The organism is Allomuricauda sp. MMSF_3307, from assembly GCF_030733585.1.
Taxonomy (GTDB): domain Bacteria; phylum Bacteroidota; class Bacteroidia; order Flavobacteriales; family Flavobacteriaceae; genus Flagellimonas.
Map to the genome: position 1 here is coordinate 838,024 of NZ_JASHIQ010000001.1, position 15,253 is coordinate 853,276.

The following is a 15,253-nucleotide window of genomic DNA, read 5'->3' on the forward strand; positions in this document are numbered from 1 at the left end:
TATTTAGAACAATTTTAAGTAAGGGCAAAAATAAGTAAAAATGGGGAACTACAGGTGGCAATCATGAAGAAAGAAGATTTGCGTTAATCGTTATAACTGGCTTTAAGGATTTCAATGTCCTTCAAAAGCTTATCGATTTCTTCACGGTCGGTGCCATCGTAAAAGCCACGAATCCTTTTTTCCTTATCCACCAGAATAAAATTTTCGGTATGGATCATATCGTACGGACCTCCGTCACCATCATTTTTAACGGCCAAATATGATTTTCGAGCAAGCTGGTAGATCTGTTTTTTATCTCCTGTGACCAAATTCCATTTGCTATCGATAACCCCTTTTTCCCTTGCATACTTTTTTAGTTGGGCAACGCTATCAATATCCGGGGTAACGGAGTGGGAGAGCAACATAATGTTGGGGTCGTCCTTCACCACTGCTTGCACCTCGGCCATATTTTTGGTCATGATCGGGCAAATGGTGGGGCAGGTGGTAAAAAAGAAATCGGCCACATATATTTTATCCTTGTAATTTTCTTGGGTAATGGTATCCCCATTTTGGTTGACCAATGAAAAATTGGCAATCTTATGGTATTTTTTGGTGTAATGGAGGGTGCTGTCCACCAAGGACTTATCCACCATGGAAGGCTGGTACACCGGAAGCATTTTCTGGGGCTGAAGGGCGTTGTAGAATAGATAGACAATGATGGCGGAAAGGACCAACATGACTATCCCGAACATTTTGTACTTGGCAAAGAATGACAGCATATATGCAAAATTAAGGCCCAAACGGTTATCCATCAAAGAGAAAGGAAAGTTTTGATGCTAAATCTTTCTTAAATCCTATTGTGATAAAATGGGGAGGTTTTTTTATCAATCCCTAAAAGGTTACTTTTGTTGGTTTTAACAAAACACGACGGATGACCCCTATAGTTATAAAGACCATACAATTCTTTTTGAGCTTATCGCTTTTGATCGTGCTGCACGAGCTGGGCCACTTTATCCCAGCGAAGCTGTTCAAGACCAGGGTAGAGAAGTTTTACCTCTTTTTTGACGTGAAATTTTCCCTCTTCAAAAAGAAAATAGGCGAAACGGTTTATGGTATTGGTTGGCTACCCTTGGGCGGATATGTAAAAATATCCGGTATGATCGATGAGAGCATGGACAAGGAACAGATGAAGCAAGAACCCAAGCCTTGGGAATTCCGAAGCAAGCCAGCTTGGCAGCGTTTGATCATTATGCTGGGGGGTGTAACCGTAAATTTCGTGTTGGCCGTCATCATTTATATTGGTATGGCCTATACCTATGGTGAACAGTATATTCCCATGAACAGTCTAAAAGATGGTGTGTGGGTACTAGAAAAGGAAATAGGCGATGAAGTGGGCATCCAAACAGGGGACAAGATCATTGCTGTGGATGGTGAAGAGCTGAAATCGTTTAATAGCGTTTTTATTGAGTTGATCAATGGAAACCGCATTACCATAGAAAGGGACGGAGAGCGCATTGAAAAGGAAATACCAGTTGACTTTATCTCTACCATGATCGAGGATGAGGATAAGGTTCGGTTTTTGTTTTATCGGTCGCCATTTATGGTAAACAACGTTCCTGATACTTCACATAACAAGAATGCCGGATTTAGACCAAAGGATGAGTTTTTGGCCATCAATGGGGAACCTGCGGTTTATCGGGACCAAGTGATGGATCAATTGGAACAGAACAAAGGTAAGGATATCAATGTACTGGTTCGTCGGGAAGATGGTTCAGAGGGGCAAGTTACCGCATCGGTAAGCAGTGATGGTAAATTGGGGATTGTGACGGCACCCTTCACCATGGAAGAGATGGAACAAAGAGGGATTTTAAAGGTGGAGACGGAGACCTATTCGTTTTTGGAATCCATTCCAGCGGGTATCAACAAAGGAGTTTCTACACTTTCCAGTTACATGAAGCAGCTCAAGAAGATTTTTAATCCAGAGACAGGAGCCTATAAAGGTGTGGGAGGTTTTGCAGCCATTGGCGGTATGTTCCCCGACACTTGGAACTGGCCAGCTTTTTGGGCAACAACGGCCTTTATTTCCATTATTTTGGCCTTTATGAACATTTTGCCGATTCCTGCCTTGGATGGTGGACACGTAATGTTCCTGCTGTACGAAATGGTTACGGGTCGTAAACCGAGCGACAAGTTTTTGGAGTATGCCCAAATGGTCGGCTTCTTTTTATTGATTGCTTTGTTGCTGTTTGCCAATGGCAACGATTTGTATAAATGGTTGTTTAAATAGAAAACCAATTTTTTTGTTTGTGGTGTAAAAAAGAATCCATTATATTTGCACCCGCTTAAGGTAAAATATTCCTCCTTAGCTCAGTTGGTTAGAGCATCTGACTGTTAATCAGAGGGTCCTTGGTTCGAGCCCAAGAGGGGGAGCTTAGTAAGTCAATGGGTTACGGAAACGTAGCCCATTTTTTGTTTTTTATTGTAACACATTTGTAACACTAAAAGCAAATAGTGAGGTTCTATTGTTTAAGAATACTCTTATTTCTCACCCCATTTTACTATAGCAAAGGACCTCTCTTGAGTAACCTTTTTAAATTTTTTTAGAATTTTCCTCCATTTTTTCACAGGTTTCTTTTTGGGATTAAAACCAGTATTCTCAACAGCAATTCTACTATAGTTTTTTATGTGAATTTTAAGTAACATATAGCCCTGAGCATGTTTATCAATTAGGTTATTTTCTTCTGTATATTTCTTCAGATGTTCAATGACGCTAATAATATAGTCCACTGCTTTTTTAGCCAACTTGTTAGATTTATATTGCTCAATAATAAGATTGGGAATCATACAATATTCATTAAGTGTCCCAACCCCTACTGATACGTCCAAAGTGGATCTTTTATAATTTATAATAACATAATCCGATAGTGAGGATAAAATAGCACCTAAGTCCTTCTCAATAATTTCATTAGATCTAATAATATTCTGAAGTAGATAATTGGGTACGTCAAAGCTTGGATAGGTGGTTTCAAAAAGTCCTTTTTCCACAGCCATATCCGAATAATAGAAAGAACTAGAAAAAATTCGTTGAATTAAAAAAGATCGGGCTCTATCACCAATTTGAATACTTGGCTCTGTTAATCTTTGAACTATCGAATTAATTCTTCTGGTACAATCCTCAAATAAGGTCCGTGCTTTTATGTTTATAGCCGCTTCTTGGACCTTATTCATAAGAAAAACAATTTCACTTATTTTATCCCATTGAATGGAAGCCTCACGGAGTTCCGTTGTCATTTCGTCAACTTCACCGTCATAATACATTTGAATCTTCCAGATTTTGCTTTCATCAGGACAATTATTTATTAGATTTTGGAAAAAGGCAAACTCGATGGCATCCATAGATGTTGTTAATGGTATAGGATCATTTAGCTTTTCATGCAACTCGAAGAAATCCATTTCCAAGAAATATGCTATTTCATTTAAGTTTAATAGAGGTAATTTATTTATTGCGAAGTAGTGAAATATCTTTTTAGTTAAAGACCATATTAATTCAAAAAAATAAAAATCATTAACTCTAATAGCCGTTTTTGAATTTTCAAACCAGATAAGCCTTAATGCGGCAAATACTGTTGAACAGTTTGACCTAATTGGATTGTTGTTAATAATTGATAATGCTTTGTCCAATAGTTCATTATGAAGCCTCGTATACTCATTTATATTATTGGACAGAATGTAATTGTCAATTTCCATCCTAAGGTTTTTTAATTTATTATCATCGTTGAAATAACCACCATGGTAGGTGGATATATCCCTGAATGAGTCGATTTTTAGCGTCTCAATAATTTCTAAATTCTGTTTGAGATTGCTGCTTTTTGAAACAATTGATTTTACTGTTGGAAAGACTAGAATTATATAGGATATAAAGAAGACCCCAATTAGATAACCAAGTGTTAAGTCAGTTGATTCAGTAAATGATGAAATGTGGCTATAAGAGACAAAGGATAGTACAATTAGATTTATGGAGGCTAATAGTGCGTTTCTGGTAAGAGTATTGTCAATTGGATTAAGTAGTTTGTTTTGTACTAATCTCTCATTTGAGAATTCAACATACAAAAGAACAACAGCCATCAAAATTCCTAAAATTGAAGAGATGGCGCCGATTATCAATCCAAAATATTCTCTTGGATCAACATTGATTAATTGCAAATAATCAGGAATAAACCCAAATTTGTCAACAATGGGTGTCCACCAAAGAAGACAATATAAAACAGGAGGGATAGTCCAATTATAATTTCTTTGTAGCCATGTTTTTTGTCTGCTAAGGTCTAACCATGAGAATGGTTTTAAAAATGGATTTAAAAACATAATTCCAATATTAATCTTGATATAAAGTTGAAGCGCATTGAATTTTGGGTAAAAAAACCCTAGTATATCACTATTTTATTCTTCCTCAATTCCAAGAAATTTTAAATCTTCGTCACTTAAATAGCCCCTAGGATTTTGTTTAGCTTCCATTGATTCCTCCCAAATTGATTCTACTTGTGTAGGAGATAAATTTCCAAAGTTTTTAAGGTTCTTAACCATCAATCTGCCAAAGTGACCTAAATAAGCATAATACATTGAAATGGTTTGTTTGAGTTTCCATTTCTCATCATATATTATCCGATCTTCTGAACCTAAAATATAGCCATACAGAAGAATTTTGTAGCTTCGATGAGTAAACTTTGAAAAAATTCTATGGTAAGTTTTTGCTAACTCAGATTGCTCTTGCCCGTAATTCTTTTCAATATATTTCCTATACTCACGATGCATGATTAGTTGGTCATCATACCATATTGACAAAGATTTTTTAGCAGATAAATTATCACTGTTTAAAAATTCAATTAGGTGAACGGTTTCTAGGATGTCTCGAAATAACCTACTTGCTACCCGATGTTTCTCTTGTTTAAGAAGAAGTACAGCATCTTTAAATGCGTGTAAGCAATCTGTTTGCAGCATCCATGTTGCCTTTTCCAATGATCTATCTTGGCGGGTATATTGAAAGTCGTCACAAAGCTTTTGGGCTAATTTCTCTGTTAAAGCTGTTGCTTCTCTGTAAAATTGCTCTTGAGCATGGTATTCAAAAGGATGGTTTAATGCTTCTTGTGGGTCTCTATCCCATACAAAACTTGCCATATTTATTTTTCCTGAAGATAAAAATATTTAACTCAATGAGTGTCAGAAAATGAAACAGTTATAATTATAATTATTGGTTTTCAAACCTGCCTCGCCCAGATGTAGTGTTTCACTTTTTAGTGCTTAAAAAAGACTTTTAAAAATCATCAATGATTCTGGATTCAGTTTAAATTAATTAACTGAATTGGTAAGTTAAAAAAAGATTATTTATAATTCTTCCTTCGCGCTTGTTGGTTGCTTTTCCATAGAAGATTGATTAATCAAATTCTGAAAAGAATTAAGTAAGTCCGAATTTTCCGCGCGCGATTAGATGGGGAGATATGATTCTGTTTCTATTTGATGGTTGATATTTGGGTATCTGTTACTGTACGCGAGATACGCCAATATAAATTACCGATTATTTTATGTAGGTAGAAATTTTGATTTAATACCATTCAACGTCCATTGTAATGTCCAGTAGACCTTCAACTATATTGATTTGATTGGGCTTTTGATTAGCATAGTCGCTCATTGTAATCAAGGTGTTAGCAAATTCTTCATTGCTACCTTGTTCACCATCAAATTCAAACAATTTGAAATATAAAAAATTGTCTTTGCTGAATAACAATTCCTTATCATTAAATTCCCATACTAAACTGCTTTCGTTTTCATGTATTTCTGAAAATGACAAATCAATGAATTTGTACTCGGGGGCATTGTCTCCTACGGTCAAATCGATTGACCTCTTATTGATTTGAAAATATAAATCTGCTAGACGCTCAGGGTCTGTATCAGATTCTGTCTCATCCCAGGCTTTACCGATATTTGGAAATGAATTGAGTGTTATTTTTGAAATTCTTACTGTATTTGTTGTTGAGTCGATTTCTATTTGTCTTTCAAGTGTGCTTATTTTACCGTCCGAGGTTTGACCTTCAATAACAAAGGTTTTAGTGCCACCTTCTTGAAAACTAAAATTTAACTGAAAACTTTTGCCAACATCAGTGAGCAAACACGTTCTAACTGGTGATGAACTTTCATAGAAGGATGCGGATTTAATGCATCCAGCAGACATTTCTACTGAAGCAAATGCATTGATTGTTATTCTTTCGTCAACGCCGTAGACACTTCTTTCCAAATCAATTGACAAATCGAATGTTTTATTTGAGCTTTCATCTTCCTCTGAATTTGAAGAACAAGAAAGGAAAAGTAATGCGGTTAAAAAAAGTAAAGTATTTCTCACAATTGTATTTTTAACGAATTAAAGTATAAAACCGATTAAATCAAAAAAATTTGGATAAACTGTCACTATGGGTTCTTGACTTAGGAAATGAGGGTGTTTTTTAGTGTTCAATATTACTAAGGGATGTAATCATGCGGATTCGTTGAGATTAGAAAAATTATCTAAATCAATCAAACCCTTCAACTCATAGAGTTTACGGGAATCTTCCAAAAATTGGTTCGAGAAAAGTAAAGTAGGGGGAGCAGAGACAGCAAGGCTTCAGGGAAAATCTTACTCTGGAGCCTTTTTTATTGGAAGACAGACAGGATATTTGGGAATCGTTTTTAAAGTCTAGCCCCAAAAAAATCTTCACCTCATAGGCGCATTCGTTTTTAAACTTGGCTCTGATCAATTTGTAATATCTTTATATTCCAGAATACCAATTGATTGAAAAATGGAAGTACAATTTCGTACCAAGAATGAATCCAATCAGGAACAAGAAAGGAATTTCTTGGAGCTCACCCCCATTGAGCGGATTTACCGTTTCTTAAATCTGATGCAGCGCATCAACCGATTTCCGACAAAGGCCAAAGACGATGGGAATAACTTCACCATCCAAATTACTACAGGTAAATGAGACAATGGAAAGAGGATATCGACCTTTTTTTGGAAATGACCCACAAACATGGGGTTCGGATGCTCATGGTAGGTGGTGGTGCCGTCAATTTTCACGGGCATCAAAGACATTCTGCCGACGTTGATTTCTGGATAGATTCCAAGGAAGAAAATTTTAAAAGGTTGATAAAAGTGTTCAATGAGATGGGATATGAGATTGAAGATTTCCCCAAGGAAGTGAAGGATGGACGCCAAAACATTTCCATTAAATTCTCACCAGCCGACCTCAACCTAGAACTTATCACCAATTTTTCCGTAATCAAAAGCTTCGACCAAGCTTATAAAGATGCTGAAGAGGCTTCGTTGGAAGACCAACCCCATCTTAAGTGGAAAGTGTTGAGTCTTGATGATTTGATTACAAGTAAGATAAAATCAGGAAGGCCCAAGGATTTGGCCGATGTCCAACAACTGAAGCGAATCAACAATAAAAGTAACTAGAAAAGCCCTGCTCTTCTTTTAAATCAAAGGTGGATTTATCTGCCTAATCTCTTTGCTCAATTCCTCATTTCATTTCTTCGCATGGGCATGGCATCTATGGTGCTAAATAGCTCTTCTTGGGAAACGATATCATTTTTTCGAAGTTTGATTCCGCCGTCCAGGCCAATAAGGATGATCTCAAACGCTTCGTTTGCATTTAGCATGGGTTTGATTCCTTTTTCAAGAAGTTTTCCGGTGTAATTCTCCATGTTGTTGGTATAATCCGTAAAAGAGAATTCATCTTGCCGAATGGCATACAGCACCAGTTTTCGTTCCCTTAGTTCCTTATTCGAGTCCTTGAATTCCAATAGCTGGTCTGCGAATCTTTCAGAATGGTCAACAGCGGTTTTTACGATAAGGATTCTATGTTTCCATTTATGATTGTCCAAGTTTTGGGCGGACATCGGTTTAGTAGCAAAATAACTCATCAAAATGAGGATTTTTAATATGAGTGGATTCTTCATCGAATTCATTTTTTGGTATGTAGGGGCATTACTTCTATGGTGGATAACAACTATTCGGGATACCCCTTAAAAGTTAGTCATATTTTTTGAGGTAAGTGGTTTTGCATATCCCGTGTATGATTTAAAAAAAAATACTTCATACAACTTGCCTTTACACAACAACTATAGGATAAGACACAACAAATTGTAAGATAATTCATAACAATTTGAAAAATGAGGACGTTGTAGGCATCGTAACATAAAAACCAAACTGTACTATGAAGTTATATAGAAAATTAGCAATCGCTACCATGGTCACTGCATCCATTTGTTTACATTTTTCCTGTTCTGTTGAAGATGGGGCCGATGGTCTCATGGGACCTCAAGGCGAACAAGGCGAGGTAGGGCCTCAGGGTGATCCCGGGCCACAAGGACCTCAAGGGGAACAAGGAGATCCTGGCCCCCAAGGTGAGCAGGGACCTCAGGGCGAGCAGGGACCTCAGGGCGAGCAGGGTCCGCAAGGAGAGCAAGGCACTCCGGGCACCGATGGGGTCGATGGGGTGGATGGCAACATGAACGTAATTGCCAGTGATTGGTTACATGTGCCTGCTGTACTTGATTTGTTCGAATACTCGGATAGTCACCCTTTACTGACCTATAATTGGGATGTTCCCCAATTAACAGAGGATATTGCCAATGGTGGCGTGGTGTTGGTTTATGCCCAGATCTACATTTATGGATCAAACGGGACGGAAACAGTGCCTAATACGGATAATATCGTTTCTCTGCCACAACAGGTCATCGTTTTTTATAATGAAGATGAAATTGGCAAAGACGTTTTTGATTATTCGTTCTCTCCAGGAAATATCTTGATATCCATTTATTCGGAATCGATTATCATGAACAACGAAGTGTTCAAGGGAGTCTCAATGGGGAAGGATGAGGAACTTGAAATAAGTCTCAGATATGTATTGGCCCCATCGGGTGCATTGGGCAAAGGCACCATCGAAAACCTAAAAAAGATGACCTATGAAGAGGCAGTAGCCTATTTGGGCATCAATCCTTAGCGTGGGAGCATACAAAAAGAAAGCCACCGAATTCGGTGGCTTTTATGTTTATACCAATAGCAGGACTATCGTCAGCAGAAAACCTGCCGCGGCAAAATACAGTCCCTTTTTATAAATGGGAGCGGAGGGACGAAACATAAAAAACGCTGAAACCGCAAAAAATAGTAGGGCTATCCCAAAAAAGATACCCAACCAGAACAATGGATTTCCAGTGTGCATCTTGTGCAGTTTGTTCATGCTTTCCAAAATAGCGGGCAAACGTTTTTCCGTGTAGGATGCCTCACCTGTTTTCATATTGTAGGTGCCGCCATCAAAATATACCATATCACCCTCGGTTTTGTCCACCTTGAAGCCTCTTTTGCGCAAAGCGGAGCCCAAAGCCTCTTCCTGCATATTGGGTTCCAATGTTTTTTCTACCTGATATTCGGTTTTCAAATAATCGGTGTTTCGGAACGTAAGTACAATGCCACTAATGGCGTAAACGGCCATAATTCCGGCCAAAAAGAACCCCAAATAGCGGTGGAATTCCCTAAACGTGTTTTCTGATTTTCTTCCCATGTTAAGTTTGTTGTAAATAAAGAAGAAAGGCCAATTGGGCCTTTCTTGTCAATAGGTTGTAAATTTCGTTTATTGTTGGGCCATTTCCAAGTGAATGGTCATGTCTACCTCGTTTCCTATGGAAGCCGACTCTTCCCCGACACCAAACTCCAATCGATTGATGGTTCCGGTAAGCTTTAGTCCTGCCTTTAATTTATTGCTCCGTTGATCGGTGATGATACCGTTCACTGTTCCTTCCAAGGTCACCTTTTTGGTGGTTCCGTGTATGGTAAGGTCTCCCATGACCTTAAATGTCTTGTCTCCTGTTTTCTCAAAACTGGTGCTCTCAAAGGTGATGGAGGGATATGTTTCGGCATCAAAAAAGTCTGGGCTCTTCAAATGGTTGTCGCGTCTCTCATTGTCGGTGTCGATACTTGCCGTTTTAATGTCCACAGAGAATGTCGCATCATCAAAGGATTCGGTGGCCGTTGCTGTTACTTCAAAATCGCTAAAAAGTCCTTCAACTTGTGAAATCATAAGGTGGGTAATGCCAAAACCGACCTTGGAATGTGCTGGGTCCGATTTCCATGTAGATTGGGCACTGACGATCAAGCCGGTCAAAAATGCCATTGCAAGAAATAATTTTTTCATAATGTATGATTTTAGTGTTCGTAATGATGTTCACATAGGGAAAGGATTGCCACTTTCTCCTGTGATTTGGACTAAAGATGGAGAAACTGGTGCGAAAATCTAAATATTTTCTGCGAACAACGGGGCTTAACCCCCAATCAACCAATAAATTAAGAAATGTGATGGGAGAAATGTCGTTGACAGGCTAAAGTTGGTTGTTGATAAAACTGCTTTTCTTTTACCCGAGTTTTATCTCTAGTTTTGGATTTACTAATTTAAGTGTATTGATTTCTCGCAAGGAGCTTCTTTTTCAAATTGTACTGCACATCTTGGTGCTGCTGTTCTTTTCGTTCAACAGAAATACGGGTGCCATTATGGTGCACAGGGCCATTTTTTTGACTTTTTACAGTCTGGCCACAGTCTCTGTAACGTACTATTTAATGCCCCATTTTCTGTATCGTAAAAAGTACTGGCAGTTTTTTGTAGGAGCCGCCATTGTGGTTGCCGTTGTTATTCTGATAGAGGAACTGGTGCTGGAACCTATTATATTTCCAGATTCCGAACGGGGAAGGACTTTTCCTGGCATCTATATCTCGCTGCTAGGGGTATTGCCGGTCATGTGTATTTTATCTGGCTTTAAGTTTGGGTGGGACGCCTTAAAAAAACAAGCCCAAATTGATGAACTGGAATCCACCATACAAGAAAGTGAGTTACAGTTTCTCCGTAGCCAAATCAATCCCCATTTTTTGTTCAACAACCTGAATAATCTGTATTCGTATGCGCTTCAGGAATCGCCAAAGACCCCCGAGATTATTCTGGAGATGAGCGGAGTCCTCAGATATATGCTCTACGAGTCCAAGGAAAAGCTGGTTCCGCTCAAAAAGGAGCTGGAGCAGTTGGGCAACTTTATCCGATTGTACAAATTACAGATCGAGGACAGGGGAGAGGTACATTTTGATGTGGATGACATTAAAGGAGATTACAGGATAGCGCCTTTAATTTTGATCGTATTTATCGAAAATGCCTTTAAGCACAGCCAGTCAGGTCAGTCATCGGATATTAAAATCGACATTTCGGTAAAACTGAAAAATTCCTATTTGGAATTCCATTGCAGGAATAACTACGAACCTGGGTTTAGTTTGGACAGTGTGGCCAAGGGCATTGGCCTCAAAAATGTAAAAAAGCGATTGGAGCTGCTTTATCCAAAAAAGCATATTTTGCAGATTGAAGAAGCCGATAACAGCTACCATGTGTACCTGAAGCTGGAATTGGAAAAAGTGTAGGTTATGAGATGTATCATTGTTGAAGATCAGCCGCCGGCCCAGCGCATATTGCGAAAATTTATCCAAGATGTACCCACGCTGCAATTGGTAGAAGTCTTTTCCGATGGACTAAAGGCAATGGAGTTCCTGAACACCGAATCTGTGGATCTGATGTTCTTGGATATCCATCTGCCCAAGATCAATGGGTTGGATTTTCTGAAAAGCATTCCCAATCCGCCCAATGTTATTTTGACCACGGCATTTTCGGAGTATGCTTTGGAGGGATATGACCTTAATGTGGTGGACTATCTGTTAAAGCCTTTTTCCTTTCAACGCTTTTTGCAGGCCGTGAACAAGGTGAACGCCAAATACGAGCAAGAGGGCTCAAAGAGTGGAGGTGTTCCCCTTACGGAAATCTACGTGAAGTCCAGCCACGAACACATCAAGGTCCTGATAAACGATATTTATTCGATTACTTCGGATTCCGACTATACGGAGATTCATTTGGCCGACAAGAAAATACTTTCCAATGAATCCCTACGTCACTGGGTCGACGTCTTGGGAGGGAATCATTTTTACCAAATACATAAATCCCACATCATCAATACCCAAAAGATAGACCGTATCTCGGGAAATTTGGTATCGCTTACCAATGGCGCTAAAATCCCCATGGGCAGGGCGTACAAGGATAATTTTTTGAAAAGCATCTTACCATAAAAAAAGACCGGGTAGAACCCCGGCCTTTTTTAGTTAGCTTGTATATCTACCTTACTTGGCAAAATAGATATAGATCGCAATTACGATAAAAGCGATACATCCACTGGCCAATTTTACGTGTTTCCAAGGTTCTATGGAAACTTGTTTGGTGTATTCCAGTTGGAACGGCTCCTTTCTCGGATAGAACTTTCCAATAAGCAGCATAATGATGATGTTGGACACAAACAATATCGCCATTACGTGCAAATAATGGGGATACGCTCCAGCCTCGATCAAATTGAGCTCGGCAGGGTCCGTGATTCCATTGGCCTTGGCCTCGGCAAGTGCATTTGCCACCATTTTTGGCCCAATGATAAATTGGCTGATGATGTAAAGGGTAGACCCCGAAAGAATACCAATTTTAGCGGCAATGGCAGGAACTCTTTTTGTGAGGTAACCCACTACAATAATGGTGAAAATCGGAATACTGTAAATTCCGTTGATTTCCTGTAGATAGTTGAACAAACTGCCAGCATTTGCGATCAGCGGAGCAATGAACATGGCTGCTAGGGCCAAACAAACGCCAAAGACCTTCCCATATTTTACCACGGTCATTTCTGAAGCATCCTTGTTTAAATGTTGTTTATAGATGTCTATCCCGAAGAGCGTGACAGAACTGTTGAGTACACTATTGAATGAGCTCAAAATAGCTCCGAACAGGACAGCTGCGAAAAAGCCCATCAACGGTTTGGGCAATACGGCCCGGACCAGTTCCGGATATGCAAGGTCGCTACTGGCAAGTCCGCCCTCAAAATAGTAGTAGGCGATCATACCTGGCAGCACGAGGATGATGGGTCCCAAAATCTTTAGAAAAGCGGCCAGTAACAGTCCTTTTTGGCCCTCCGCTAGGTTTTTGGCGCCCAATCCACGTTGAATGATCTGTTGGTTGGTCCCCCAATAGAAGAGCTGTACCAGCATCATTCCGGTAAATATGGTAGAAAAAGGTACTTCTTGACCGGGATTTCCGGTGGAATCAAAACGCTCGGGATTTGCGTTCATCAAGGTTTCAAGTCCCCCAAAAACACTTCCGTCGCCAATAGCCATCAAACCAAAAATGGGAATCAATATACCTCCTACAATAAGACCGACAGCGTTGATACTATCCGATACCGCAACGGCTTTCAATCCTCCAAAAACTGCATAAATGGAACCTATGATGCCAATGCCCCAAATACAAATCACAAGGGCCGTGGAGTCCGAAACGCCAAGGAGTTGGGGAACGTCGAACATTCCGCTGATGGCGACCGAACCGGAATACAATATCACAGGTAACAGTACCACTACGTAGCCGGTTAAGAACAAGCCGGATGTGATGGTCTTGGTGCTGACATCAAAACGTTTGGCCAAAAACTGCGGTACTGTGGTGAGTCCGCCCTTTAAATATCTTGGGAGCAAGAACAGGGCCGTGACCACGATGGCAAGTGCTGCCAAGGTTTCCCAGGCCATAACGGAAAGCCCATCTTTGTAGGCGCTCCCGTTGAGCCCAACGATTTGTTCCGTGGACAAATTGGTCAATAATAGCGAACCTGCAATAACTCCAGCGGTAAGGCTTCTGCCTCCTAAAAAATAACCGTCAGAAGATGATTCATCGGTTTTTCTAACGGACCACCACGAGATGATGCCCACCAAAAGAGTGAATCCCAAAAATGAAATAAGTGCCATAAATTAGATTTTGATGTCTTGGCATGGGCCAAAACGGTTTGTTTAGTTGGTTATAAAATTAAATATATTGATTGATGATATTTTCGAACATTTCTTGTTGTCCGCTTCTCTTTTTGATATCCTGATGCTCCAACGCATAGTGACGAAGGTCTTCCAATGAAAGTTTACCTTCCTCGAATGCCTTGCCAGAGCCAGTATCAAATGAAGCGTAGCGATTCTTACGTAGGCTAAGATACTTGGAATTTTCCAAAATATCGTTTGCGGCCAATAAGGCCCTTGCAAAGGCGTCCATACCCCCGATGTGCGCATGGAAAATATCTTCTAGGTCAGTGGAGTTCCTGCGTATTTTCGCATCAAAGTTGATTCCGCCACCTTGGAAGCCCCCAGCTTGCAGGATGACCAACATGGCCTGTGTCAGTTCGTAGACGTCCACGGGAAATTGGTCGGTGTCCCAACCGTTCTGGTAATCCCCCCTGTTGGCATCGATGCTGCCCAGCAAGCCGTTGTCCGCCGCTACCTGAAGCTCATGTTCAAAGGTGTGTTGGGCCAAAGTGGCATGGTTCACCTCAATGTTGAGTTTAAAATCGTCCAAAAGATCATATTTGGTGAGGAAGCCGATTACGGTCGCCGCATCAAAATCATACTGGTGCTTGGTAGGCTCCATAGGTTTTGGTTCAATGAAGAAGGTCCCTTTAAAACCCTGTTTTCGGGCATAATCCTTGGCCATATGAAGAAAACGTGCCATGTGGTCCTGTTCACGTCCCATGTCGGTGTTCAAAAGGGACATATAACCTTCCCTACCACCCCAAAAAACATAGTTTTCGCCTCCCAGTTTGATGGTGGCATCAAGGGCATTTTTTACCTGGGCACCGGCAGCGGCCACCACATCAAAATCGGGATTGGTGGCAGCACCGTTCATATAGCGCGGATGACTGAAACAGTTGGCCGTGCCCCATAGCAATTTTACCCCGGAAGCCTTCATTTTCTCTTGGGCATAGTCGGTAATGATCTCCAATCTTTTTTCGGATTCCGCCAAGCTGGAACCTTCGTCTATCAAGTCAAAATCATGAAAGCAGAAATAGGGTGCCCCAATCTTGGTGATGAACTCAAAAGCTGCATCCATTTTGTCCTTGGCCTGTTGAATGGGATCAGTGCTTTGGAGCCAAGGGAAATCCATGGTAGGCGCTCCAAAAGGGTCCCCTCCAACGCCCGTAAAGGTATGCCAGTAGGCAATGGCAAACCTAAAATGCTCCTTCATGGTCTTTGTGCCCACTTTTTTGTTCTCGTCATAGTACTTGAAGGCAAAGGGATTGTCCGAGGATTTTCCTTCGAACGCTACCTTGCCGATTCCCTTAAAGAATTCTTTATCTCCTGTTGTGATCATGATATGTTTGT

15 protein-coding genes and 1 tRNA gene are annotated in these 15,253 nt (G+C 40.2%); 7 read left to right on the forward strand and 9 right to left on the reverse strand.

The window, feature by feature from the left end:
* Positions 1 to 83 precede the first annotated feature (83 nt).
* Positions 84 to 758, reverse strand: coding sequence for an SCO family protein (locus RBB12_RS03720; protein WP_293287454.1), 675 nt, complete (start codon positions 756 to 758; stop codon positions 84 to 86).
* Between the two features lie 152 nt (positions 759 to 910).
* Between RBB12_RS03720 and rseP the strand changes: the two genes are divergently transcribed.
* Together rseP and RBB12_RS03730 are read left to right on the forward strand one after the other, a co-directional pair.
* Entirely contained in the window at positions 911 to 2,266 is a 1,356-nt protein-coding gene (rseP, locus tag RBB12_RS03725; protein WP_306012843.1) for an RIP metalloprotease RseP, read from the forward strand.
* 69 nt (positions 2,267 to 2,335) lie between these two features.
* Positions 2,336 to 2,409, forward strand: a tRNA-Asn gene (locus tag RBB12_RS03730).
* 108 nt (positions 2,410 to 2,517) lie between these two features.
* On the opposite strand, the gene RBB12_RS03735 is transcribed toward RBB12_RS03730, so the two are convergent.
* From RBB12_RS03735 to RBB12_RS03745, 3 genes are all read right to left on the reverse strand, one after another.
* A complete protein-coding gene (locus tag RBB12_RS03735; RefSeq protein WP_306012844.1) occupies positions 2,518 to 4,341 on the reverse strand; it encodes a hypothetical protein in 1,824 nt (607 codons plus the stop codon).
* 75 nt (positions 4,342 to 4,416) lie between these two features.
* Positions 4,417 to 5,151 (reverse strand): hypothetical protein, encoded by a 735-nt coding sequence (locus RBB12_RS03740; RefSeq protein ID WP_306012845.1) that lies wholly within the window; start codon positions 5,149 to 5,151, stop codon positions 4,417 to 4,419.
* 424 nt (positions 5,152 to 5,575) lie between these two features.
* Complete coding sequence (locus tag RBB12_RS03745) at positions 5,576 to 6,370, reverse strand: hypothetical protein (RefSeq protein ID WP_306012846.1); 795 nt, start codon at positions 6,368 to 6,370, stop codon at positions 5,576 to 5,578.
* Between the two features lie 433 nt (positions 6,371 to 6,803).
* Here RBB12_RS03745 and RBB12_RS03750 point away from each other — a divergent pair, with 433 nt between their 5' ends.
* Positions 6,804 to 6,986, forward strand: a complete 183-nt coding sequence (locus RBB12_RS03750; RefSeq protein WP_306012847.1) for a hypothetical protein — start codon at positions 6,804 to 6,806, stop codon at positions 6,984 to 6,986.
* On the forward strand, positions 6,983 to 7,462 hold the full coding sequence (locus RBB12_RS03755; protein WP_179383455.1) for a nucleotidyl transferase AbiEii/AbiGii toxin family protein: 480 nt from the start codon (positions 6,983 to 6,985) through the stop codon (positions 7,460 to 7,462). Before RBB12_RS03750 ends, RBB12_RS03755 begins: the two co-directional genes overlap by 4 nt.
* Positions 7,463 to 7,518: 56 nt before the next feature.
* On the opposite strand, the gene RBB12_RS03760 is transcribed toward RBB12_RS03755, so the two are convergent.
* Positions 7,519 to 7,965: a DUF4174 domain-containing protein gene (locus RBB12_RS03760; RefSeq protein WP_306012848.1), complete on the reverse strand. Its 447-nt coding sequence runs from the start codon at positions 7,963 to 7,965 to the stop codon at positions 7,519 to 7,521.
* Positions 7,966 to 8,222: 257 nt separating this feature from the next.
* Between RBB12_RS03760 and RBB12_RS03765 the strand changes: the two genes are divergently transcribed.
* Entirely contained in the window at positions 8,223 to 9,011 is a 789-nt protein-coding gene (locus RBB12_RS03765; protein WP_306012849.1) for a hypothetical protein, read from the forward strand.
* Between the two features lie 48 nt (positions 9,012 to 9,059).
* Here the strand turns inward: RBB12_RS03765 and RBB12_RS03770 are convergent, their stop codons facing one another.
* On the reverse strand, positions 9,060 to 9,569 hold the full coding sequence (locus RBB12_RS03770; RefSeq protein ID WP_306012850.1) for a PepSY-associated TM helix domain-containing protein: 510 nt from the start codon (positions 9,567 to 9,569) through the stop codon (positions 9,060 to 9,062).
* Positions 9,570 to 9,638: 69 nt separating this feature from the next.
* Positions 9,639 to 10,199, reverse strand: a complete 561-nt coding sequence (locus RBB12_RS03775; RefSeq protein ID WP_306012851.1) for a YceI family protein — start codon at positions 10,197 to 10,199, stop codon at positions 9,639 to 9,641.
* Positions 10,200 to 10,462: 263 nt separating this feature from the next.
* Between RBB12_RS03775 and RBB12_RS03780 the strand changes: the two genes are divergently transcribed.
* Together RBB12_RS03780 and RBB12_RS03785 are read left to right on the forward strand one after the other, a co-directional pair.
* Positions 10,463 to 11,461, forward strand: a complete 999-nt coding sequence (locus RBB12_RS03780) for a sensor histidine kinase (RefSeq protein ID WP_179383460.1) — start codon at positions 10,463 to 10,465, stop codon at positions 11,459 to 11,461.
* Between the two features lie 3 nt (positions 11,462 to 11,464).
* Entirely contained in the window at positions 11,465 to 12,157 is a 693-nt protein-coding gene (locus RBB12_RS03785) for a LytTR family DNA-binding domain-containing protein (RefSeq protein ID WP_293281800.1), read from the forward strand.
* Between the two features lie 51 nt (positions 12,158 to 12,208).
* On the opposite strand, the gene RBB12_RS03790 is transcribed toward RBB12_RS03785, so the two are convergent.
* Both RBB12_RS03790 and xylA read right to left on the reverse strand, forming a co-directional pair.
* Positions 12,209 to 13,858 carry a solute:sodium symporter family transporter gene (locus RBB12_RS03790; RefSeq protein WP_306012852.1) on the reverse strand — a complete coding sequence of 550 codons (1,650 nt, stop codon included), beginning with the start codon at positions 13,856 to 13,858 and terminating at the stop codon, positions 12,209 to 12,211.
* A gap of 58 nt (positions 13,859 to 13,916) precedes the next feature.
* The gene (gene xylA / locus RBB12_RS03795; RefSeq protein ID WP_306012853.1) at positions 13,917 to 15,242 is read right to left on the reverse strand and encodes a xylose isomerase; all 1,326 of its coding nucleotides are present in this window, start codon (positions 15,240 to 15,242) and stop codon (positions 13,917 to 13,919) included.
* Positions 15,243 to 15,253 lie beyond the last annotated feature (11 nt).